This is a genomic window from Pseudomonas brassicacearum, from assembly GCF_000585995.1.
Classification (GTDB): domain Bacteria; phylum Pseudomonadota; class Gammaproteobacteria; order Pseudomonadales; family Pseudomonadaceae; genus Aquipseudomonas; species Aquipseudomonas brassicacearum_A.
Genome location: NZ_CP007410.1, coordinates 2273669 through 2292404 on the forward strand (window position 1 = coordinate 2273669; position 18736 = coordinate 2292404).

Below are 18736 nucleotides of genomic sequence, written 5' to 3' on the forward strand. Positions count from 1 at the left end.
GCACGATGAGCAAGAAAAAGCTGATTCCGCTGCTGATCTACATCCTGTTCCTGCTGGTGCCCATCTACTGGCTGCTGAACATGTCGTTCAAGAGCAACACCGAGATCCTCGGTAGCCTGACCCTGTGGCCCCAGGATTTCACTTTCCATAACTACAAGGTGATCTTCACCGACCCGAGCTGGTACACCGGTTACCTGAACTCGCTGTACTACGTGAGCCTGAACACGGTGATTTCCCTGAGCGTGGCACTGCCAGCGGCCTATGCGTTTTCCCGCTATCGGTTCCTGGGGGACAAGCATCTGTTCTTCTGGTTGCTCACCAACCGTATGGCCCCCCCGGCGGTGTTCCTGTTGCCGTTCTTCCAGCTGTATTCGTCCATCGGGCTGTTCGACACCCATATTGCCGTGGCCTTGGCCCATTGCCTGTTCAACGTGCCACTGGCGGTGTGGATCCTCGAAGGATTCATGTCCGGGGTGCCGAAAGAAATTGACGAGACTGCCTACATTGACGGCTACAGTTTCCCCAAGTTCTTCGCGAAGATCTTCATTCCGTTGATCGGCTCCGGCATCGGTGTCACGGCGTTCTTCTGCTTCATGTTTTCCTGGGTCGAACTGCTGCTGGCACGCACGCTGACCTCGGTGAATGCCAAGCCGATCGCGGCGGTCATGACCCGCACCGTGTCGGCATCCGGTATCGATTGGGGCGTGCTGGCGGCGGCGGGGGTGTTAACCATCCTGCCGGGCATGCTGGTGATCTGGTTCGTTCGCAACCACGTGGCCAAGGGCTTTGCCCTGGGCCGGGTCTGAGGAGTCGATGATGGAATGGATGAACTGGACCGCCCCCACGGCGGCTTTCTTTGGGGTCATCGCCTTGCTGCTGGCAGGCATGACCACGTGGGAATTGCGTTCGCCGAGTATCCCTCGGCGTGGTTTCCTGCCGATTGCCACCACCCGTGGCGATCGGTTGTTTATCGGTCTTCTCGGTAGCGCCTATCTGCATCTGCTGGTGATTGGCGTTACCGACTGGAGCATCTGGATAGCGTTCGCGTTGTCTTTGGTGTGGCTGTTGGCAGTGATGCGGTGGGGCTAATCGCGACAATTCGACGATCAGGCTCTTAAACCCAAACAGGAGGTCTCTATGTTCGATAAAAACAATAAGCTGCGACATAGCGTTTCATTGGCAGCCGTGCTGGCGCTCAGCGGATTGAGTGCTGTGGCCTGGGCCGACGCCTATGAAGACGCCGCTAAAAAATGGATCGGCAGTGAATTCAAGCCGTCGACCCTGACAGCCGATCAGCAGCTTGAAGAACTCAAGTGGTTCATCAAGGCCGCCCAGCCGTTTCGCGGCATGAAAATCAACGTGGTGTCGGAAACCATCGCCACCCACGAGTATGAATCCAAGGTGCTGGCCAAGGCCTTCAGCGAAATCACCGGGATCCAGCTGACCCACGACCTGCTGCAGGAAGGCGACGTGGTGGAGAAACTGCAGACCCAAATGCAGTCGGACAAGAATATCTATGACGGCTGGGTCAACGACTCGGACCTGATCGGTACGCACTTCCGCTATGGCAAGACTGAATCGATCACTGACCTGATGGCCAACGAAGGCAAGGATTTCACCTCGCCGACCCTGGACCTCAAGGACTTCATCGGCACCTCGTTCACGACCGCGCCGGACGGCAAGCTCTATCAACTGCCCGACCAGCAATTTGCCAACCTGTACTGGTTCCGCGCCGACTGGTTCGAGCGTGCGGACTTGAAGGCCAAGTTCAAGGAAAAATACGGCTACGAGCTGGGCGTACCGGTGAACTGGTCGGCCTATGAAGACATCGCCAAGTTCTTCTCCGAAGACGTCAAGGAAATCGACGGTAAGCGCGTCTACGGGCACATGGATTACGGCAAGAAAGACCCGTCCCTGGGCTGGCGCTTCACTGATGCCTGGTTCTCCATGGCCGGTGGCGGCGACAAGGGCCTGCCCAACGGCTTGCCGGTGGACGAGTGGGGGATTCGCGTCGAAGACTGCCATCCGGTCGGTTCCAGCGTGACCCGTGGCGGCGACACCAACGGCCCGGCGGCCGTGTTCGCGACCACCAAATACGTGGAGTGGATGAAGAAGTACGCGCCACCGGAAGCGGCGGGCATGACCTTCTCCGAGTCGGGTCCGGTGCCGTCCCAGGGCAACATCGCCCAGCAGATTTTCTGGTACACCGCCTTCACCGCCGACATGACCAAACCAGGCCTGCCGGTGATGAACGCCGATGGCACGCCAAAATGGCGCATGGCGCCGTCGCCGCGTGGTCCGTACTGGGAAGAGGGCATGAAGCTGGGTTATCAGGACGTGGGTTCCTGGACCTTCCTCAAGTCCACGCCTGAGAAACAAAGACTGGCGGCCTGGCTCTACGCGCAGTTCGTGACGTCGAAAACCGTGTCGCTGAAGAAAACCATCGTTGGCCTGACGCCGATTCGTGAGTCGGACATCAACTCCCAGGCGTTGACCGACCTGGCGCCGAAACTCGGTGGCCTGGTGGAGTTCTACCGCAGCCCGGCCCGCGTGCAGTGGACCCCGACCGGGACCAACGTGCCGGACTATCCGCGTCTTGCGCAACTGTGGTGGAGCCACATCGCCGAAGCTGCCAGCGGTGAGAAAACCCCGCAACAGGCCCTCGACGGTTTGGCCAAGGATCAGGACGCGATCATGACTCGTCTGGAACGCTCCAAGGCCCAGGCCACTTGCGCACCGAAAATGAACCCTGAACGCGACGCGCAATACTGGTTCGACCAGCCGGGCGCACCGAAGCCGAAACTGGCGAACGAGAAGCCTAAAGGCGAAACGGTGAACTACAACGAGCTGCTGAAATCGTGGGAGGCGGCCCGCAAATAAACCTGCATCTGCAATGAATGAACGGCACCGAAAGGTGCCGTTTTTGTTTGCGACACCGGGACTCTACCGCCTCTTGTGGTGACCCCATACCGGGCTTCAGCGAGCAGAATACAGCGTTCGACACAGATCCCCTGTGGGAGCGAGCTTGCCCGCGAAGGCGTCGGCACATCCAACATCACTGCAAGCTGACCCACCGCTATCGCGAGCAAGCCCGCTCCCACAGGGGATTTGTGGTGCACGCAAGGTCATTGAACGACTCGAAACCAGTGTGGGAGCGGGCTTGCTCGCGAAGGCGCCGGCACATCCAACATCGCTGCAAGCTGACCCACCGCTATCGCGAGCAAGCCCGCTCCCACAGGGGATTTGTGGTGCACGCAAGGTGATTGAACGACTCGAAACCAGTGTGGGAGCGGGCTTGCCCGCGAAGGCGTCGGTACATCCAGCATCGCTGCAAGCTGACCCACCGCTATCGCGAGCAAGCCCGCTCCCACAGGGATTTGTGGTGCACGCAAGGTCATTGAACGACTCGAAACCAGTGCGGGAGCGGGCTTGCCCGCGAAGGCGTCGGTACATCCAACATCACTGCAAGCTGACCCACCGCTTTCGCGAGCAAGCTCGCTCCCACAGGGGATTTGTGGTGCACGCAAGGTCATTGAACGACTCGAAACCAGTGTGGGAGCGGGCTTGCCCGCGAAGGCGTCGGTACATCCAACATCACTGCAAGCTGACCCACCGCTTTCGCGAGCAAGCTCGCTCCCACAGGGGATTTGTGGTGCACGCAAGGTGATTGAACGACTCGAAACCAGTGTGGGAGCGGGCTTGCCCGCGAAGGCGTCGGCACATCCAACATCGCTGCAAGCTGACCCACCGCTTTCGCGAGCAAGCCCGCTCCCACAGGGGATTTGTGGTGCATGCAAGGTCATTGAACGACTCGAAACCAGTGTGGGAGCGGGCTTGCCCGCGAAGGCGTCGGCACATCCAACATCGCTGCAAGCTGACCCACCGCTTTCGCGAGCAAGCCCGCTCCCACAGGGGATTTGTGGTGCATGCAAGGTCATTGAACGACTCGAAACCAGTGTGGGAGCGGGCTTGCTCGCGATTGCGTCGGTACATCCAACATCGCTGCAAGCTGACCCACCGCTATCGCGAGCAAGCCCGCTCCCACAGGGGATTTGTGGTGCACGCAAGGTGATTGAACGACTAGAAACCAGTGTGGGAGCGGGCTTGCCCGCGAAGGCGTCGGCACATCCAACATCGCTGCAAGCTGACCCACCGCTTTCGCGAGCAAGCCCGCTCCCACAGGGGATTTGTGGTGCATGCAAGGTCACTGAACGACTCGAAACCAGTGTGGCAGCGGGCTTGCCCGCGAAGGCGTCGGCACATCCAACATCGCTGCAAGCTGACCCACCGCTATCGCGAGCAAGCTCGCTCCCACAGGGGATTTGTGGTGCACGCAAGGTCATTGAACGACTCGAAACCGGTGTGGGAGCGGGCTTGCTCGCGATAGCGTCGGCACATCCAACATCACTGCACGCTGACCCACCGCTATCGCGAGCAAGCCCGCTCCCACAGGGGATTTGTGGTGCATGCAAGGTCATTGAACGACTCGAAACCAGTGTGGGAGCGGGCTTGCCCGCGAAGGCGTCGGTACATCCAACATCACTGCAAGCTGACCCACCGCTATCGCGAGCAAGCTCGCTCCCACAGGGGATTTTGAGTGTACGCAAGGTGATTGAACGACTCGAAACCAGTGTGGGAGCGGGCTTGCCCGCGAAGGCGTCGGTATATTCAACATCGCTGCAAGCTGACCCACCGCTATCGCGAGCAAGCCCGCTCCCACAGGGGATTTGTGGTGCATGCAAGGTCATTGAACGACTCGAAACCAGTGTGGGAGCGGGCTTGCCCGCGAAGGCGTCGGCACATCCAACATCACTGCAAGCTGACCCACCGCTATCGCGAGCAAGCTCGCTCCCACAGGGGATTTTGAGTGTACGCAAGGTGATTGAACGACTAGAAGCCAGTGTGGGAGCGGGCTTGCCCGCGAAGGCGTCGGCACATCCAACATCGCTGCAAGCTGACCCACCGCTTTCGCGAGCAAGCCCGCTCCCACAGGGGATTTGTGGTGCACGCAAGGTCATTGAACGACTCGAAACCAGTGTGGGAGCGGGCTTGCCCGCGAAGGCGTCGGCACATCCAACATCGCTGCAAGCTGACCCACCGCTTTCGCGAGCAAGCCCGCTCCCACACTGGATCTTCAGCGGGCAGAAAGCTCCCACAGGATCTGTGGATCAGCCAGCCTTGGCCGGGCTTGCCTGGGTGGTTCCAGCCATCGGCGATGGCGCCGGTTTCATCAGGGCATCCAGTGCCTGGCGGTAGGTTCGGCCCGCCAGGCTCATGCTGTTGTTGTGCGTCGCGCCGGGCACCAGCAACAGACGCTTGGGCTCTTGGGCGGCGTTGAACAGTTGTTCGCTGAAACGCGGTGGGACGTAGCGGTCGGCGGAGCCATGCACCACCAGCAATGGCATGTTGATCTCATGGATTTTGTCGATCGAGTCGAACTTCTGCGACAGCAGCCAGCGCACCGGCAGGGAGGTGTTCGCCATGGCGGTTGCCACATCGCCCAGGGATGTGAACGTGGATTCGATGACCAAGCCGCGGGCCGGGACGATGCTGCCGTCTTTGGCTGCCTTTTGGCCAAGTTCCGCCGCGAGGTCCACGGCCACGGCGCCGCCCAGGGAGTGGCCGTAGATCAGCCGCCGGGCCGGATCCGGTTGCAGCACTTCAAGACGCTTCCAGGCGATACGCGCGTCTTCGTAGACGCTGGCTTCCGACGGTAGATTGCCCTGGCTTTTGCCGAAGCCACGGTAGTCGATAGCCAGCACCGAAAAACCCAGGGCCCGCAACTGCTGGATACGAAACAACTGGCCGGTCAAATTCCAGCGCACACCATGCAAATACAAAATCGCCGGCGCGTTTTTTTGTTCGGCCGGCCACCACCAGCCGTGGATATTTTCCCCAGCCTTGAAGTTTTTTGGCTTGAGATCGAACTCCTGCACACCGCTGGGCAAACCACTGAACCAGGTCGCCGTGCCCGGCTCGATCCGAAAGACCAACTCCCGCTCCTTGTGCTGCAAAACAGCGCAGCCCACCGGCAGGCCGCCCACTAATGCGCCCATGCACAGCCAGGCCAACCAGCGGCGTTTCAGGCCAGAAAGTAAGAGTGAAGACATCGATGCCATTCGCTAGTCGAAACCGAAGATGCCTTGTAGCAGATTCTCTGAGAACGGCGCAGGGATTTTCGACTGTTATTCGTCTGAAGCGCGCTTTTCGGCGTTGGAAAATCCCCAATCCCTGTGCCTTACTCCCTATTCCTTTGAGGAGGACGATGCCGTCGTCGCGGTCGGTTTGGGCCGGCGCTTGCCAAGCCACGGCTTCAAGCTTTTCCATAGCCGCAAGGCAGTTCCCAGGAGCAAGCCACCGGGCTGCCATGAATAAAAACTCCAGCGCCAGTGTTCCAGTTGGCCGGTCATGCGTTCGTGTAACTGATGGCTGGAGTTCTCCAGGCTGACACGTGATGCATCGATCCAGCGCCAGTTCTCGTCCAGCCCCCAGCGAATCCACTCTTCGAGCAATACCCGGCCGCTGCCCAGGTCGGCGTGTTGCGGGAGGAACGCCAGGTTGTAGTCGTACAGCCGACCCTGGTCCAGCAGGCCGAGGCGATAGCTGATGCATTCGCCGTTCAGTTCCAGTAGCACCACCCGCACCAGGCCTTGGGCGGCGAGGGCGGTGAAGGCGTGATTCATCCATTGCCGGCGCCTGGGGTCGGCGAAGATGCCGACGCCTTCCTCGCCTTTCCAGCTGACGGCCTCGACGTCGGCCAGGGCTCGCAATAGCTGTCCCATGCTGATGGCGTCCGGCGTCACTCGACGGATTTCGGCACCGCAAGCGGCGATCCGCTTGCGCGCCCGACGCAGCTTGTAGCGTGGGTCGCCAGAGATTTCCTGATGGTCGCTTTCGCTGATCAGGTGCACCGGAACCCGGCAACTGAGTCGCCGCTCTCCGGTGGAACTCATTGCCATCCAGGCGCTGAGGACGCTTTGCTCACCGACCGGCTCGATCACTTCATTCAATTGCAGCAACGCATGAGGCAAGTGCTGACGGATCTGCATCAGCGCCTGGCCCATGTCTTCGGCGTCCAGGCGCGCCAGCAGGGCGATGCGGTCGGCCATTGGAAAACCCAAGTGATGCAACACCCGGAACCGCAGCCCGCCGATATGTTCAAGTCCTGACACCAGGGGCAGGCAAAGGCACAAGGCCTGGTCCTGCCAGCCCAGCAGCACGTGCAGTTGCTGCTCGGGCAACAGGGCAATTTCCGACGCTTGCAGCCAGGCCAGGGTGTTGAACGGTGTTGCGTCGGCCACCTGGGTTCGCAGCTGTTCATAAGCTGATACAGGAAAGTCCGCCGCGCCTAGGGAGCGACACCATTGGAACCGGATCGCCATGGGGATCAGGCCGCCGAAGTCGAGGCAGCCGGCTGGGCCGGTTTACGAAAGGCGTCCAGTGCCGTGCCGGTGTAAGACGTATTGCGCAGGAACTGCCAATGACCGAGTAAGCAGTATAGGTGGGTGATTTGCCCGCGCTCCTGGAAGCCCATGCGGATATGCATCTTGATCGCCTGGATGTTTTGCAAATCGCAGACATCGACCATAGTGTTGCAACCGTGGTCTGCCATGACTTTCCACACTTCCAACTGCATGTCCGCCGAGATACTGGTACCCCAGTATTTACGAATCGCCTCGCCACCGAACTGGAAGTACTCGCCAGGCTTGATCGGAAAGTTGCAGCGGTAGAAATGGCGGTCGAAATAGTCCCGAGTACTGGCCCAGGCGAAGCCCACGGTGTCGCCCTGATCATCCAGGTACATCAAGCCTGTGTAGCCTTCGGCCGCCAACTCGCGCATGGTTTCGACGCGGTCGCCGAAGTGCCGGGCAAAAGCATCGGCATTGGCGACTGTGATGAACTCCAGGCGCATCGTTGGGTAGGGCTTGAGGTTATGGGGGGGAGCGGGGTCCGTATATCGTGCTCCAGCCACACCAATCGGGTGTGGGAGAATACGTAGCGTCTGCATAGCTGCTTTAGAGCGGCGCGCAGACCTTTTTTCTGAATGCGATCACACAATGTTTGCAGAGCGTTCATGGTGCCTCCTGACGGGTGGCAGGGTGGGGAGGGAGGGGAGCTGTCCAACTGAGGGCGAACACGGTTTCCCCTGGCAGGAGAAACCCGACCTGGCCAGCCTTGCAATCGAGCGGAACGCTTTGGCTGCGGTTGTCCTGGCCGAAATACAGCAGGGACATGCCTGGCTGAGGGCAGGCCGTGCCGTCGAGGCTGACTTGATGGGCTCGCGTGCTTTTGTTCACGCCCAGCAGACTGCGTTGCTTCCCGGTGGCCATGGCCAGTACGTCGACTTCAAAAGCGTCGTTGTCCAGGTGCAGCACCTGATCGAGCCAATGCTGTTGAATGAACTGCTGGGCCAGGCCCACGGGCTTGAGCTCGAAGCGCTGATCGTCCAGCACTCGCACCATGCCTTTGGGGTACTCCGGTTCGTCGGCGGCCATGAACCAGTTGAGCATGTCCAGCCAGCCGTCGGCCGAGGCGTTAATGGCCACCGACGTCCACCACAGGGCGGCGTAATGGGTTTCCTGATCGTAAGGGCTGAGACTCGAGCCGCTGGATATGTTGGTCTGGTCCAACAGCAAGGCCTTGCGCGGCCGACCCTGGCTGTCCAGTCCCACCAGGTTGGCGGCCTGACGGACACTGTCGCGGTAGACCCGGGTCGCCAACAGGTCGCGGATCATCCATTCATGCCAGGCCAGGGCGTCGATCTGGTCGTCGGACGTCGCCAGCAGGCGCCGTGCCCAGTCGATCCCACGCTTGTCAGCGGCATTTTCGATGAAGGGGCCGTTGGTGAACTGGGAGCTGGCCGGCATGGCGATGCGGACACCGGCACGTGCGTTGGCAGGATCGGCGCGGACCTGGGCAGCCATGCTCTGGAACATTTGCTGGAAACTGGCGAAGTCTGGGTAATTGAGGTTCGGCTCATCGGCAAAACTGAGGTAATGAAGGCCTTTGCCGCCTAAAGCTCGGGTCGATGTGAGCCAGGCTTGCAAGCCGCTGTGACTGGTCCGGTCGGGCTTTAGATCGGAGCGGCGCTGGCTGGCGGCCAACAGGGTGATGTTTTGGCTGATGGCGAAGCGGTCCTGGTTCAAACGTCGGAAGGCATCTTCATAAGTGCCTCTGGCCGCCGTGATATCGACGAAGCTGTAAAGGCTTGCCGCCTGGGGTTTGAGCGCATCGAGCACAGCGTAGCTGGATGGCGGCAGTAACTCATAGGGCAGGTATACGCCCAGCTTTGGGGTCGTGCCGAGCGCCTCGTCGTACAGTTTCAGGTGGGTCTGACCCGGATCCTGGCGCGGTGGCAGCAGGTGCGCCGGGTCCTGGGCGAACAGGTTGGCGGTGCCGTCCAGCCAGAACGCGGCCTTGCCGTTGCCCTGCAGGTGCAAGCGCCAGATTTGTTCGACGTCAGCTTTCGGCAGGGCGACCTGATCGAACTGCCAATAAGCCCGGTATGGCTTGAGGTTCAGTTGCAACTGCTTGCCGTCGCCGACGCGCTGGGCTTGCAGCGCACGTACGCCGCCGTGAAACTTGCCTGCCAGCACCGCCTGTTCGCCAGCCGCCACCTTGAAATACAGCTCGTCGCCGTCGTGGGTTTCGGCATTGAAATGCACCTTTGCCGGGGCAAACAGGGCGCGGGTGCGCGCGTCGAGCTCAACGTTGTAGCGACGGAAGCTGTAGCCGGGAATTTCCAGGCGATAACTGGCAGCACCCGGCGGCAGCGGCCACTGCTGTTCGCCACGGGGCTGATCCGCCTTGACCAGGCGCTCACCCGCCAATCGTCCCTGGCCGTCGAGCAGATACAGGTGTTCGGTATTGGCCTCGGCTTGCCAGGCGGGCACCCAGCGCACGGTGACAGTGTCCTGGCGGTCGGTTTGCAGGTACAGGCTGCCGTCACGGATGCCGGTCCATTGCAGGGACGCGCCTTGGGCCAACAAGGCCAGGCTCCAGAGGCACAGGCCTGCGGCCATTTTCCATCCATGCCGTACTGGCCCCATCGCGAGCAAGCTCGCTCCCACAGTTGATTTGTGGTGGTCGCGGATAGTGTGTTCGGCACCAGGCTTTTGTGGGAGCGGGCTTGCTCGCGAAGAGGGCGGCACATCCACCATTGATGCAAGCTGACCCACCGCTTCCGCAAGAACAACCCCGCACCCTGTGGGAGCGAGCTTGCTCGCGATGGCGGCTTGGCGGGCAACCATGCTCATGCCGATTTCCCCAACAGCATCTGACGCATTGGCAGCAAATCGCTGGGCAGGATGATCAGCGTCTGCCACAGCGCCACGCCGCTGAGGCGGCAATACATGACAAGCATTGCCAGGGTGACACCCAGGTAGGCGATCGAGGACGCGGCGGCAGCGCCGACGATGCCGTAGCGCGGGATCAAAATCAGGTTCAGCATCAGGTTCAACAGCGCTCCCCCGCCCATCAGCAGCGAAACGGTACCGGGGCGATTCTTGCCCAGCAGGTCCAGGCGCAGGATGCTCGCATAGCACAACCCGAACACCCCTGGCAGCAGCGCCAACAGGGCCGGGTACGCTGGTTGATAGGCGATGCCGAACAGGGTAACGATCAGCCATTCGCCGACCAGTACCATGCCCAGGCAGGCACCCAGCATGGCCGTGGCGGTCAGGCGCAAGGCCAGCGGGGTCAAGCGCTTCATGTCTGAGTCTTGCTGCAGCAGGCGTTTCATCAGGGGCGTGGTGACCGCTTCCGGCACGATATGCAGCAGTTCGGCCGCCGCGCTGGCCATGGCGTAGTGCCCTAGCGCCGTGCTGCCCAACAGCGCGCCGATGAACAGGTAGTCCGAGCGCGTCATCAGTTGCTGGAACAACAGGTCCGGATGACTGCGGACACCGTAACGCAACAGTTCGGTCTGGCCGATGCGATCCCAGCACAGAGTGACCGCGTGATCGCGACGCAACCACATCCAACCCGCCAGCACCACCAGGCTCAGGCCCGCCAGCCAACTGATCAGCGCCGCTTCCAGCGCCGTGTCTTTCCACATCCAGAACAGCGCCACGAACAGCAACAGCGGGACCAGGGATTCCATCAGCCGCAAGGCGTTGAACACACCGACGCCGCCGGAGGCGTTGTGCAGCGTCAGCAGGCCGGTCTTGAGCACCGCCAGCGGCACGGCCAGCAACAGCAGCCAGGCCAGCAGTCCCAGATGTGTGGTGACGTCCAGTTCGGCACCGAACTCACGCACCAGGGCCACCACCAGCAGCGTCAGCAACCCCGCCAGCAGACAACCGAAGACCAGCACGTGGCTGAGCAACAGGCTCATCGAGCGATGCTGCGCCGCCTGATAACCCACGGCGGAATTCAGGCCCCCACTGGTGGTGGCACTGATCAGGTCCGGCAGGGTGCTGAGCAGCGCCAACAGCCCGCGTTCGCTGGGCCCCAGGATCCGTGCCAGCAACACGTTGCGCAACAGGCGCAGGCCGATCATCGCCAGGCTCGTGCCCATGCTCATCACCAAGAGCCTGAGGTAACGTGCGCGGTTCATGAACGTGCTCCTCGGCGAATACGCCAGGCCAATAACTCAGGATGACAGGCGTTGCGTTGGCTGACGCCGAAACGTGGCAGGTTCAGAGGGTCGCCGTCATGGCGATACAGTCCGGCCTCGGTGCCCAGCGCGAACGGAAAACCGTGGGCCGCTACCTGCTCGCGCACACGAGCGTCATTGTCACCGTTGGGGTAGCAATACACCGGCAAGGGTTGGGCACAGCCATTTTCCAAGGCCGTCCAACTGCGGGTCAGTTCTTCATGCAGGCGCTGGTCGTCCAGCCCGGTCAGGATCGCGTGGCTGGCGCCATGGGGGCCGAAGCGGACCAGGCCGGAATCTTCGAGCATGCGCACCTGGGGCCAGTCCAGCGCTTGGGGTTGGGAACCGTGCGGGCAGGTTTCGGTGAGGTCGCTCAAAGTGCGTGGGTCGAGGCTCTTGAGGCTTTGCAGGTAGTGCAGCAGTGCCAGACTGCGACGCTCGTCGTCGATGTCATCGAGCAGCACTGGCAACGGTCGACCGACGTGCTGCAAGTGCTCGATCAGCGAGCGCCGCGCTACCTGCCCATGGCTGCCCCACAGGGTTTCGCCGATGCTTTCCCACCAGAAATGCTGCCGGCTGCCAACGAAATCGGTGGACAGGAAAATACTCGCCGGCACCTGGTATTGGCGCAACAGGGGAAAGGCGTTCATGGCGTTGTCGCGCCAACCGTCGTCGAAGGTCAGGGCCACCCGGGGACGGTTTGGAACGCTTTCAGGATCGGCCAGCAACAAGGTCATCAACGGCACGCATTCAAAATGCTGTTGCAGCCAGATCAACAAGTGTTCGAACGCCTCGGGCCCCACGCACAGCTCGTTGCGATGGGGCAGTTCGGCGGCGCCATCGTTGTTCAGTACCCGGTGCAACATCAGAATGACGCCGGCGCCGCGTAATGCATGGCGACCCAGGGACGTGTTCAGGTACAGCCAGCCGCCGGTGCGCTTGATTGTGGTCTTGATGTGGGTATTGATCGGCATGTCAGGCACTCATCGAGTCTGATCGGGGGTCCATTGGTTGTAGCTGTGTCCGCGCAAGAACTGCCACAGGCCGGCGACCATGCCGGCCAGGGTCACCAGCACGAACGCGGCGAGGCGAAACGGTCTGGGCAAGCGATGACGCACGTCCAGCAGGCCGGCCACGGCGAAGGCGTAGCCGAGCAACTGGGCAGACAGGGCCATGCGGTAGAAACCATGCTCATCGAGCAGCCAGAGGTTGGCCACCAGCAGGGGCAGCAACAGCACTGGCGCCAGCCGGCGGATCAGCTTGTGGCTAATCAACGCGATGGCGTACAGGCCATGGCTCAGCGGGTTGAGTAGCTCACGCCGGGCCGCCAGACTGATCAGGCCGCCGACGGTGACGCGTTGGCGGCGGCTGAACTGTCGGCCGGCTTCGTCCACGCCTTGATCGAGCACCTTGGCGTCGTCGACGTAGACGACGCGTTTGCCGGTGACCGGTGCGCAGGTGTTGATAAAAAAATCGTCGTTGACCAGGGCTGGAATCGGTTGGTATAGCTCGCGGCGCAACGCTTGCAGCGCACCGTCCGCCGAGACCGTGCAACCGGCGCGACTTTCCACCCGGCGCAGCCAGGCTTCGTAGTGGCGGTACAGGCTTTCGCCCACGCTCAGGCCTGAGCCCGGGATGGGAATGTTCATGTTACCGACAGTACCGCCGACCCCTGGATCGGCAAACGGCGCCAGCAGGCGCTCAAACGTGCCGTCGAGCCAGTGAACATCAGCATCGGTAAACACCAGGATATCGCCGGTGCAATGGCTGGCCGCGGCGTTGAGTACGCTGTTCTTGCCTTGGCGCGGCAAGTCGAGCACCTCGATGCGCGGATCTTCGAAGCTGCGCGCCAGGGCCACGGTCTGATCGGTGGAGCCGTCGCTGGCGACAACGATCTGCAGGCTGGCGACCGGATAGTCCTGGGCCAGCAGATTGCGCAGTTTGTTCTCGATATTGCGTTGTTCGTTGTGCGCCGCAACGATCACACTGACCCGTTGCGCAGGTAGAGGCCCAGGCCTGAGCCTGGGGAAAAATGGCCCGACGAGCGTCAGCAGCAATGGGTAACCCAGGTAGGCGTATACCGGCAGTAACAGGCACAACCAGAAAATGAACTCAGCCACGGGCGGGCCTCCTTGCTTTCCAATGACAAAGGCTGAGGATGAGCGCGGCGCCGGCCAGGTGCAGGCGCACCCAGTGCAGGCCCCAGAGCTGCAGGGTCAGCCATGGGTTGCGGTGCTTATGGCTCTGACGCAGGCTCAGAACCAGGGCCGGCAACGTGCTGATCAACAACAGTGCCAGGCCCAGGCGTGCCTGACCTTGGAGCAAGGCGATCAGTGCCAGGCCGTCCAGGCCCCAGGCGCCAATCGACAGTGCGGGGAAGCGCAACAGGCGCAGGCTCGGCCCATGGCTGCGCAATAGCTGCCAGTGACTGCCTTGGCGCCACAGTTCCTTACTCATCCACTCGCGCCAGCTGCTTTCATAGCCCCAGTGCAAGGCCACGCTTTTGTTGACCTGCAACAACCGCGCACCGGCTTGGCGCAAGCGCAGGGAAAAGTCCTTGTCTTCGCCGGTGCGCAGGGTTTCGTCGAAGCCTGCGACCTGATCAAACCAGGCGCGGCGCATCAGCAGGGTGTTGCTGGGTAGCCACTGCACCTGGTGCCAGGGCCGTGAACCGGGGCGCTGGCTGCGGCGCTGCCAGGCTCGTGCGAACCACGGCGCTTGCCCGGGCATGTCCAAATCAAGGGCCAGCAAATCGCCGTGGTGGCCTTCCATTTCGATCAGCAGCGTGAGCCAGTCGGCCGGCATTTCCATGTCGGCGTCGATGAATGCCAGCCACTCACCACTGGCGACCGCAGCGCCGCGGTTGCGCAGGGCACCGATGTGCACGCCGGGCACCACCAGCACTCGCGCGCCCAGCTCGTTGGCGATGCGCGGACCGTGGTCGTCGGAGCCGTTGTCCACCACGATCAACTCGCATTCCAGTTGCGCCTGTCGCGCAGCTTCCTGCGCCGCCAACAGCGTCCGGGCGATATGCCGGGCCTCGTTGTACATCGGGATCACAATGCTGATGCGGCTCATGGCTGTGTCTCCCGCGGCACGGCTTGTTCGGCGTCGTAGCGCAATAGGCTGGTCAAGGCGAGCGTGATCCACAGTAACTTGTGGTTCGGCGCGCTGAGGAACATCAGGAACAACGCCAGCGACAGGAAACTCATGCCCAGGTGCGTCAACAGGTCCGCCTGGGCCCAGTCCCGGCGCTGGAGCCAGAGCTGGCGCGCGCGCATCAGGTTGTAGAGGCCCAGACCAATCATGCCGACAAACATCAGGCCTGCCGGTACGCCGATTTCGCTGAAGATTTCCAGGTAGGTGTTATGGGCCTGGCGGTACAGATCCCCCCGTTTGCGATTGGCCGAGAACGCCTTGGCATAGCCGGTGGGGGCGTAGTGCTGCGGAAACGTCCCGGGGCCAGAACCGAGTATTGGCTTCTCGCGGATCATCTGGCTGCCCACCACAATGTAGGAGGCGCGGCGACCCAGGGATCCGTCCTTGTGGTCGTTGGTGCCGGAGCTGAGGATGCTCAATGACTGGATGCGTGCCACGTAGCTAGCAGGCATCAAGGCGATAGTCGCTGGGACCATGAGTGCCACGCCGAGCATCGCGAACCCCAGGTGACGAGGACGCACGCGTGGTAACTGCGCCCGATAGTGATACAACCCGATCATCAGCGTCAGCAACAACACGACCAGTCCTGAACGCGATTCGGTCTTGGTCATTCCACCCAACAACAGGATGACACCGCCACCCCAGAACAACCGGTGCAGCAGGTTCTGGCTGCGTATGGTCAACAACAATGCCAGCGGTACGGTAAACGCAATCAACAGCGCAAAGGCGTTCGGGTCTTCCAGCAAACCCAAGGCGCGGCCCTGTTCCTGGTATTTGGCTGAAAACATCGCGAGCACGCAGGTCGCGGCGACGCTCACTGTCATTAGCCGGGCGAACATCTCCAGGTTCAGCTCGCGACCGATCAACAACGTGATCACGAACAAAATCGGCCCTACTGCGAGTTCACGCAATTGCGTCAGGGACAGGTCCATGTTTTCCGAGATCAACAGGCTCAGACCGTACAACACCATGAAGCCGAGCAATGGCTTCCAGATATTGCTACGCAAGCGCGTCGCAGGGATCTGGTGCAACGCCAACTGCAGCATCAAGATCAGGATCAGCGCCACGCCGAGAAATTTGCTGCCGGAAAACGCGTTGTCCTTGAACAGGCCTTCGAACGGCAGCAGCGCGGCAATGCCCAGCAAACCCCAGGCGGGCTTGCGGTACAGCACAGCGACACCCACCAGCCCAAGCACTGCACCCGGTGCGAGAAACGGATAAGGACTGGCCAGCAATGCCAGGCACACCAGCCCCAGCAGACCGACGATCGAGAGCGGGACGATCATGGCCGAGCCTCCCGTGCCGTGCGGATATAGAGTTGCGACCAGCGTTCGGCCAGCGTGCGCAGATCGTAACGGTCGCGTTGGGTGCGGCGCGCGTTGTCGGCGAGGATCCGCGCCAGGTGCGGTTCGCTGAACAGCGTTTCGATCTGGCGTGCCAGCTCCTCGCTGTCGGCTGGCGGGGCGAGCAGGCCGTTGTGGCGGTCTTGCAGGATATCGGGAATGCCACCGACGCCGAACGCCACCACGGGCACGCCGGCCTGCATGGCTTCGAGCAGGATCATCGGCGTGCCTTCGGTGCGTGAGCTGATCACCAGCGCATCGAGGCGGCTCCACCAGTCGTTCATGTCCGTCTGATAACCGGGCAGTTCGATGCGCATGGGTAGCCCGGCGTCAACGATGCGCTTGAGCAAGGGCTGGCGTTCCGGCCCGTCGCCGAGCATGACCGCGTGCAGCGAGGCATGGCGCTTGCACAACGGAATCATCGCGTCGAGGAACAGGTCCGGGCCTTTCTCGCTGCTCAAGCGGCCGACGTAGCCGACCCGCCAGCGTTGCCTGTCGTCGCGATGGGGCAGCGGCGTCGTGACGGCCGGCAGACCGTTGGGGATCACGTCGAGTTTTTCCGCGTTCACGCTGGCCTGGCGGTGCAGCGCCGCGATGCTTTCGGCCACGCACACCACGCGCTTGACCGGCGCGGTACGGCACAATTGCAGACTCAACCACGTATAGAACCGCTGCTTGGGGCTGCGCGGTGTAAAGCCGTGCTGCGTGATCACCAGCGGCAGGCGCAACAGGGTCGCCGCGGTCCAGCCGAACAACAGGCCCTTGAAGTTGTGCGTATTGATCAGCGGGCGCTCGGCGCGCCGTTGCCGCAGATGCTGCAACAGTTCGGGCCAACTGGCGCAGGAGTGACAGTCGATCCCGGCCTGGCGGAACCGCGTGATCAAGGTCGGCGGAGCCGCCAGGAACAGCACCTGATGCTGGCCGGGTGTCGCCACGCAATGATCGAGCAGCATCCGCTCGGCCCCATAGAAGCCACTGCTGCCGAGCAGATGAATGATCGACAGGGGGCGGCTGCGGTGGGACGGGCTGAACGGCGCGTTCAATTTTTCACCCAATGGACAAGGCTGGGCACGCTCCAGTTGCGGTGCGGGTTGATCTGATCGGGCGACTGCTCGTTGATCACCAGCAGCACCGGTAGGTCCAGTTGGTGGCCGATTTGCGCCGGATGCTTGAAGCGATGGTCGAAGAACTCACGCACGTAGACCAGGGCGATAGCCAACAGCAGGCCGCTGAACAAGCCGAAGGCGATGATCAGCACCGGCTTGGGAAACGCCGCAGAGGTGGGCTCGAATGGCGGGCTCAGCACCCGGGCGTTGGACAGGTCGTTGTCCAGCGAACGGGCGGAGCTGGCTTCGGCGAACCGTTGGGCATAGGTGGAGAACGCCGCATGCAGGGCGTTGATCTCGGTGTCCATCTGCCGCAGCTTGCTCTGGGTTTCCTGAAGTTGGTGGATGCGCTCCTTGAAGGCGGCGATACGTTCGACCTTCTGGTTGATCACCGAACTGACCACCGCCAGGTCGGTGGTGCGTTCCTGGATGCGGTTGTTCACCACTTTGAGGAACTGCTGGCGAGTGCGCACGATTTGCTCCCGGGCCAGCAGCATGGGTTCGCTGCTGGGCTGGAAGATCGCCAGGTCGTTCATGTAGCGGCTGACCTGGCTGGTCAATTGCTCGCTCATTTGCCTGATTTCCCGATCTTCGAAGGCAATGTTGTCCATGGTGGTGGTGAAGGTGAATGGGAAGGTGTAGTCGTTGAATCGCGAGCTGTTCGCCGCCGCCAGGCTGGCCTTGAGGTAATCCAGCCAGCGTTGGCCTTGCAGCAGACGGTCTTGGTACAGGTTCAGGGCCTGCTCCTCGGTGTTGATCGCATTCAAGCGAAAAGTGATTTCTTCCTTGGGATCGGAAGAACCCACGCCTTCAAGCAGCGTCAGGCGGTTGCCCTCCAAGCCGTCAAGGCGGGTCTGGTACTGGACTTTTTTCTGCTCGTAGAACGCCTGGGGCAACTCTATCGATTGCAGGTCCTGGCGACCGGTGAGGTAGTTTTCCAACAGTTGCGCCACGAACCGAGTGCCCTGGGCCGGGTCGCCGAAGCTGTAGACAATGGAGATGACGTTGGAGCCGGGCAAGGTCTCGATCTTCAGGTTTTCAATGGCCTCGTCGGTCAGTGTATCGAGCACGGTGTCGCGTACCGGATCGACCTCGAGCCCCAAGCCGTCGCGCAGCGGATTGATGACGTACTCACGCAATGGCTGGGTGACGTAGCGCTTGAGCGGTTCGCTCACCCACTTGTTGAGGATGCCTGGGCTTGGGGTGTACTCGCCCTGGTCGCGCAGCGTCTTGATGGTTTCGCGAATCAACGCCGGCGAGCGCAGGATGTTGCTCTCGGTTTCCATGTCCGCCAGTGACGGTGGAACGAACGTCGCGTTTTCCTGGTTCAGCGAAGTCGTGGCGTCGCCTTGGGAGAGTTTTTTCGACTGGACGATCACCTGGGCGGTGATATCGAAGCTCTGCTTGAGCATCAACGGCAGCACCAGGGCGATCACGGCGAAAATCAGGAAGACGCGCTTCACCCACTGCTTGTTGGCGAAGAAGATCCTGAAGAACTCGTGCAGATAGTTTTCCTTGGGGTTCATGATCGG

The 18736-nt window shown here is 61.6% G+C and carries 13 protein-coding genes and 1 pseudogene; 3 read left to right on the forward strand and 11 right to left on the reverse strand.

From position 1 onward, the window contains the following. Window positions 1–5 precede the first annotated feature (5 nt). From CD58_RS09930 to CD58_RS09940, 3 genes are read left to right on the forward strand one after another with little or no spacing between them, the layout of a single operon-like run. Window positions 6–806: a carbohydrate ABC transporter permease gene (locus CD58_RS09930; RefSeq protein ID WP_025212860.1), complete on the forward strand. Its 801-nt coding sequence runs from the start codon at window positions 6–8 to the stop codon at window positions 804–806. Between the two features lie 10 nt (window positions 807–816). Then, entirely contained in the window at window positions 817–1089 is a 273-nt protein-coding gene (locus CD58_RS09935) for a DUF2160 domain-containing protein (protein WP_025212861.1), read from the forward strand. A gap of 48 nt (window positions 1090–1137) precedes the next feature. Continuing rightward, window positions 1138–2880, forward strand: coding sequence for an extracellular solute-binding protein (locus tag CD58_RS09940; RefSeq protein WP_025212862.1), 1743 nt, complete (start codon window positions 1138–1140; stop codon window positions 2878–2880). Between the two features lie 2288 nt (window positions 2881–5168). Here the strand turns inward: CD58_RS09940 and CD58_RS09945 are convergent. The 11 genes and pseudogenes from CD58_RS09945 to CD58_RS09995 form a co-directional block, all read right to left on the reverse strand. Further along, window positions 5169–6110 carry an alpha/beta hydrolase gene (locus CD58_RS09945; RefSeq protein WP_025212863.1) on the reverse strand — a complete coding sequence of 314 codons (942 nt, stop codon included), beginning with the start codon at window positions 6108–6110 and terminating at the stop codon, window positions 5169–5171. Window positions 6111–6245: 135 nt separating this feature from the next. Continuing rightward, window positions 6246–7382: a GNAT family N-acetyltransferase gene (locus CD58_RS09950; protein ID WP_025212864.1), complete on the reverse strand. Its 1137-nt coding sequence runs from the start codon at window positions 7380–7382 to the stop codon at window positions 6246–6248. Between the two features lie 5 nt (window positions 7383–7387). Next, window positions 7388–8076: pseudogene (locus CD58_RS09955) on the reverse strand (N-acetyltransferase). Further along, entirely contained in the window at window positions 8073–10022 is a 1950-nt protein-coding gene (locus CD58_RS09960; RefSeq protein WP_200868910.1) for a hypothetical protein, read from the reverse strand. Before CD58_RS09960 ends, CD58_RS09955 begins: the two are co-directional and overlap by 4 nt. A gap of 230 nt (window positions 10023–10252) precedes the next feature. Then, window positions 10253–11557 carry a lipopolysaccharide biosynthesis protein gene (locus tag CD58_RS09965; RefSeq protein WP_025212866.1) on the reverse strand — a complete coding sequence of 435 codons (1305 nt, stop codon included), beginning with the start codon at window positions 11555–11557 and terminating at the stop codon, window positions 10253–10255. After that, window positions 11554–12570, reverse strand: a complete 1017-nt coding sequence (locus tag CD58_RS09970; RefSeq protein WP_038436572.1) for a polysaccharide deacetylase family protein — start codon at window positions 12568–12570, stop codon at window positions 11554–11556. The genes CD58_RS09965 and CD58_RS09970 overlap by 4 nt, the downstream gene beginning before the upstream one ends. Before the next feature lie 9 nt (window positions 12571–12579). After that, window positions 12580–13716 carry a glycosyltransferase family 2 protein gene (locus tag CD58_RS09975; RefSeq protein WP_025212868.1) on the reverse strand — a complete coding sequence of 379 codons (1137 nt, stop codon included), beginning with the start codon at window positions 13714–13716 and terminating at the stop codon, window positions 12580–12582. Continuing rightward, entirely contained in the window at window positions 13709–14674 is a 966-nt protein-coding gene (locus tag CD58_RS09980; protein ID WP_025212869.1) for a glycosyltransferase, read from the reverse strand. The genes CD58_RS09975 and CD58_RS09980 overlap by 8 nt, the downstream gene beginning before the upstream one ends. Then, the gene (locus tag CD58_RS09985) at window positions 14671–16041 is read right to left on the reverse strand and encodes an O-antigen ligase family protein (protein ID WP_025212870.1); all 1371 of its coding nucleotides are present in this window, start codon (window positions 16039–16041) and stop codon (window positions 14671–14673) included. Before CD58_RS09985 ends, CD58_RS09980 begins: the two co-directional genes overlap by 4 nt. Next, on the reverse strand, window positions 16038–17141 hold the full coding sequence (locus CD58_RS09990; RefSeq protein ID WP_025212871.1) for a glycosyltransferase family 4 protein: 1104 nt from the start codon (window positions 17139–17141) through the stop codon (window positions 16038–16040). The genes CD58_RS09985 and CD58_RS09990 overlap by 4 nt, the downstream gene beginning before the upstream one ends. Then, window positions 17138–18730, reverse strand: a complete 1593-nt coding sequence (locus tag CD58_RS09995) for a GumC family protein (protein WP_025212872.1) — start codon at window positions 18728–18730, stop codon at window positions 17138–17140. The genes CD58_RS09990 and CD58_RS09995 overlap by 4 nt, the downstream gene beginning before the upstream one ends. Window positions 18731–18736: the final 6 nt, after the last annotated feature.